The sequence below is a fragment of the Cellulomonas sp. P5_C6 genome (assembly GCF_054049635.1).
Genome location: NZ_JBFULZ010000259.1, coordinates 1 through 4,707 on the forward strand (window position 1 = coordinate 1; position 4,707 = coordinate 4,707).

Here is a 4,707-nt window from a genome sequence, read left to right on the forward strand (position 1 = left end):
TCGATGCTCGTAACGCGTCCCATGTTGTTCTCACGGTCGCGGGGCGGGCCGATCGAGCGCTTTTCGGACTGCTGCGGGGATCAGGCCGGACGTTCGGATGTCTGCAGCGGCGAATCGCAGGACGTCGACGCGGCCCGTGCTGACCAGGGCGTTCTGCCGGGCACGATCGCGGAGCAGCGCCTCGGGGTTCTCGTGGATCGAGCGACCGTCGATCTCCGCAATGAGCCACCGCCCGTCCCCCAGGCGCCAACCCAGGTCGCCGCGACCGATCAGCCGACCGCCCGGCGTCTTGATCTCGACCTGCAGGTCGTCGGGCGGGACGTGGCCGTCGACGCAGGCAAGACGCGCAAACGTCTCGAGCGGAGACTCCGCCCTGCGGTCGACCAGCGGCAGCCAGCTCCGCGCCCTGACGGCCCCGCGCGCTCCGGCCATGGTCGCCACCACCATCGACAGCCCGGAGTCGGTGAGCAGCCCGCGGTGAAGAACATCGTCGAGGACTGCGACTGCGTGGTCTCGGGTAAGCGTGGGGAGGGCCTGGGCGAGCGCAGACACCATCCCGGCAACCGATCCGGCGCCGAACCGAGTCGCGTCCGGCACGTCGAGCTGGCGGATCCGAACGCCGTCACGTGCTCGGCCGAACCGCCCGCCCGGGAGCGCCGCCTCGGGCCCGACGTCCGCCGGAAGGCCACCCACGCCGAGGAGCGCGAGCGCGCACGCACCGACGGCGACCGCCCCAGGCCCCGCCGCCAACAGTCCCAGCCACGCCGACCGGCGACGACGGTGGTCTGCATCCCACCGTCGATCTCGAGTCGGCTCGACATCGAAGACGGCTCGCGTGACCGACGCCCAWTTTCCCGCCGCGACGAGTCGCCGCCGGCGATCCGAGTCCACTCCCGCGGCGTCGCACTGTCCGGACGACAGGAGACCCTCCTGCCGTGCCGCCAGCGTCAGGAGTGCTCGCGGAGGCGACTCGGCTGTGCGCACGGAACGAGGACATCAACGCGAACCGACGTGCAGCGCGCGCCATCCGAACCCAGAGGAAGCCCGCCTCCGAACGCGAGGCTGTGGACGGCTCGGCCGAGGCCGGCAAGGCCCGCACCGGTCACAGCGGTTGTCCACAACTGGGTGAACTGTCCTGACAAGGGGTGCCCGTTTTCGGTACGTTCGCCCGCATGTCCTGGCTGACGAGGTCTCGCGCTGCTGCCCGGCTCGTCGTGCCTGTGACTGGGTTGCTGCTGTTGGGGGCTTGCTCTGGCGGGACGGCGACGGCCACGGAGCCAACGACGCCGCCGGTCGTGGTGACGCCGACGCCCACGCCCTCGCCGACCCCTAGTCATGCGCCCGTAGTAGATGTGACGGTCAAACCGACTCGGCCAGCCGCATTGGACGAACCGCCGAGCGTGGATGGAGCGGTTGCGGTCGCGGCCTACTTCGTTCAGTTGTTCCCGTACATCAACGCGACCGGAGATCTCGACGCGTGGAACGCATTGAGCCACCCCGACTGCATTTTCTGCGCCGATTCGAAGGCCACCGTCGACGAGAAGGTAGCGAACGGTCAACACGATGACGGCGGCGCGCTGACGGTCACGGAGGCCGCCGGCGTCGAGGTCGACCCCGGATCGTGGTACACGGTGACTCTCGATTTCGTGCAAGATCCGTCCGTAACGAAGGATGCAGTCGGAACGGTGGTCAAGGAGTTCCCCGACCGCAAGTCGCTCAGATCGAACATCGTGGTGATCTATCAGGACGGCGGGTGGAGCGTCCGCGGCGTCGACTCTGCCCCGGCTCCAGGAACATGACCGCACGTATCGCTGCCGTCGTCTCAGTCGCGATGTTGCTCCTCGTGGGGGTAATCGGGACGGCCAACGCAGACGATTGGGACAGTCGCGCGACCGACGACTCGATTCGCCTCTCGGCATTTCGAGGGGAGCAACTAGTCCGGGCCCATCAGGCGAAAGCCGGCACGCCCGAGGCGCAGCTCCGCGAGTACCAGCGCGCAATCATCTGCAACACCAGCTCGCCCGTTCTCACGACGCCCCTGAACGGCGCCTGCCCGGCCGCAGAGGGCGAGACCGGACTGAACAACTGCGGCGAGCAGACGCCGGTCCTCCCGCTCTGGACCCGGACCCGTGCGACACCGATGGAGCCGTGGTCGGCCTGGACGATCGTGGCCGACGGAGGCTGCCCGGCGGACCTCCTCCCCACGCTCACCGCCGAGGACTTCCGGCTGCTGCCCATCGCGCCGCAGGCGATCCAGGTGCAGCCGGACCGGGGGTGGGTGCTGGTCAACAAGGAGACGATCGTCCTCACCGACCCCGCCGAGCAGACGTTCCGCACCGACCTGTTCGGGTACGGCGTCGACGTGATCGCCACCCCCACGCACTACACGTGGGACTTCCAGGACGGCTCGCGGCACCTGTCGACGTCGAGCCCGGGGCACGCCTACCCGGACTTCGACGTGTTCCACGTCTACGAGCACACGGCAGCGGCCGAAACGATCACGCTGACCACCACCTGGTCCGGCCGCTACCGCGTCGACGGCGACGGCACGTGGCGGGACGTCGTCGGCACGGCGGAGACGACCAGCACGTCGGCGCCGTTCGAGGTCGTGGAACGGCGCTCGCACCTGGTGTCGCAGGACTGCAACGAGAACCCCGACCAGCTCGGCTGCGGCTAGCTCGCGGGCGGCTGGGCGTCGCGCTCGGCGAGTGCGGCGAGCATGGCGTTGTACTCGTCCATCTCGATGTCGCCCTCTCGGTCGACCCGGCGGTCGCGGCGGCGGGCGGTGCGGTCGTCGTCGCGGGACCAGGCGACGGCGACGCCGATGGCCAGGGCGAGGGTCGGGATCTCGCCGATGCCCCAGGTGATCGCGCCGCCGGCCTGCTGGTCGGCGATCGCGGACGCACCCCAGGGCCGACCCATGAGGCCGAACCAGTCGGCGACCAGCAGGACGTCGCCGGACACCAGGGTCACGCCGAAGAAGGCGTGGAAGACCATCGTCGCGAAGAGGAGCAGGAGACGCTGCGGGTAGGGCAACCGCTTCGGCCCGGGGTCGATGCCCACCAGCGCGTTGACGAAGAGGTACCCGACCGTCGTGAAGTGCACGACCATCGCGAGGTGCCCGACGGGGCTGCGCAGCGACCACTCGAACAGGCCGGAGTAGTAGAAGAGCAGCATCGACCCGATGAAGTTCACGGCCGCGACGACCGGGTGGGCGAAGAACTGCCCGACGCGGCTGTGGACGATGACGAGGATCCACTCGCGGGGGCCGCGGGAGTCGTCGTCGCGGAGCTGGGTCGAGCGGACGGGCAGCGCGCGCAGGGCCAGCGTGACGGGCGCGGACAGGGCGAGGAACAGCGGCACCACCATCGCGAGCGTCATGTGCTGGACCATGTGCGCGCTGAACAGGACGTGCCCGTAGAGGTTGGGGCCGCCGTTGGTCGCCCAGAGGAAGAGCACCATGCCGACGGTCCAGGACCCGGCCCGCAGCAGCGACCAGGAGTCGCCGCGGCGGCGCAGGCGGAGCACCCAGCGCCAGTAGACGATGAGCCCCGCGACGGCCGCGGACGCCAGCACCAGGTCCCAGCGCCACTCGGTCAGCCAGCGGAGCGCGGTGGGCTCGGGCGGCAGGGGGTGGCCGGTCAGCTGGTAGGCGGGCGACTGGTCGAGCGGCGGCTCCTCGGACACGGGCGGGGCGGTCTCGCCCAGCGCCACGGCGACCCCCGACACGGCGCCCATCACGGTCAGCTCGATGAGCACGAGCCGCCAGAACAGCCAGTCGCTCGTCCTGTCGGCCAGCTTGGGCAGGACCGAGCGGCGATGGGCCAGGCCGAGCAGGCCGAGGATGCCGAACAGGGCGGTCTTGGTGAGCAGCAGGACGCCGTACGGCGTGGTGAGGTCGGCCCAGCCGCTGGTCCGCAGCAGGCCGTTGACCAGCCCGGACACGGCGATCGCGGCGTAGCACCAGCCGGCGATGACCGAGTAGCGGGCGACCGACGCGGACAGGTCGGTGCCGACGCGCCGCACCAGCAGGGCGAGGGCGGCGAGCGCCCCGATCCACACGGCAGCGCCGACGAGGTGGACCACCATCGACGACGTCGCGATGTCGTGCCCGGACGCGCCGGCCGCGTGCCCGAGCTGGGCCTGCTGCCACAGAGCGACGAGGACGATCACGCTGGTCCAGGCGGCCCCGGTGGGCGTCGCGACGACCAGCGAGAGGGCGGTGACGACGGCCGCGACCGTGGTGATCAGCAGCAGCGTGCGCCCGAGGTCGATCTGCGTGACGAACACCCCGAGCTCCGCACCGAACGTCGCGGAGTCGAGGGTCCGGCCGGCGACGCTCGCGTACGTCAGCACGAGGTGGACGATCGACAGGATCGTCCAGGCGCCGGCGGCGAACCCGGCCACGAGGGTGGACCGGGGATAGGCCGTGCCGGCGGCGGTGCCGATGCCCGCGCGGACGGTCCGGGTCGACGCGGTGACCGCGCGGCGGGGCAGGACGCACACGGCGAGGACCAGCGCGCCGAGCGTCACGGAACCCGCCAGCTCCGTCAGCGTCGACACGGCCGGGAGCCCCCAGCGGACGGCGGGGCCCGGGTCCCGTATCAACGCGGGCAGCGCGGCCCCCGAGAACGCGACGCCGAGCAGGGCGGCGACCACGGCGGCCACCGCCAGCGCGGCGACACGCCAGGGGCTCGGGGGTCGACG

The 4,707-nt window shown here is 71.2% G+C and carries 4 protein-coding genes; 2 read left to right on the forward strand and 2 right to left on the reverse strand.

Annotated features, from left to right (window positions below; translation table 11 throughout):
- Window positions 1-30 precede the first annotated feature (30 nt).
- The gene (locus ACXJKG_RS19500; protein WP_456847385.1) at window positions 31-432 is read right to left on the reverse strand and encodes a hypothetical protein; all 402 of its coding nucleotides are present in this window, start codon (window positions 430-432) and stop codon (window positions 31-33) included.
- A gap of 740 nt (window positions 433-1,172) precedes the next feature.
- Between ACXJKG_RS19500 and ACXJKG_RS19505 the strand changes: the two genes are divergently transcribed.
- Entirely contained in the window at window positions 1,173-1,799 is a 627-nt protein-coding gene (locus ACXJKG_RS19505; protein ID WP_456847386.1) for a DUF6318 family protein, read from the forward strand.
- A 341-nt stretch (window positions 1,800-2,140) separates the two neighbouring features.
- Complete coding sequence (locus tag ACXJKG_RS19510; RefSeq protein ID WP_456847387.1) at window positions 2,141-2,677, forward strand: hypothetical protein; 537 nt, start codon at window positions 2,141-2,143, stop codon at window positions 2,675-2,677.
- On the opposite strand, the gene ACXJKG_RS19515 is transcribed toward ACXJKG_RS19510, so the two are convergent.
- Window positions 2,674-4,707, reverse strand: a 2,034-nt coding sequence (locus ACXJKG_RS19515) for a cytochrome c oxidase assembly protein (protein ID WP_456847388.1), incomplete at its 5' end; no start/stop codon positions are given. The genes ACXJKG_RS19510 and ACXJKG_RS19515 overlap by 4 nt on opposite strands.

What these genes read in the sequence shown, in the direction of transcription:
- ACXJKG_RS19510 (WP_456847387.1), top strand. Translation starts at nt 2,141, where the DNA reads ATGGAGCCGTGGTCGGCCTGGACGATCGTGGCCGACGGAGGCTGCCCG.
- ACXJKG_RS19500 (WP_456847385.1), bottom strand. Translation starts at nt 432, where the DNA reads ATGGCCGGAGCGCGCGGGGCCGTCAGGGCGCGGAGCTGGCTGCCGCTG.
- ACXJKG_RS19505 (WP_456847386.1), top strand. Translation starts at nt 1,173, where the DNA reads ATGTCCTGGCTGACGAGGTCTCGCGCTGCTGCCCGGCTCGTCGTGCCT.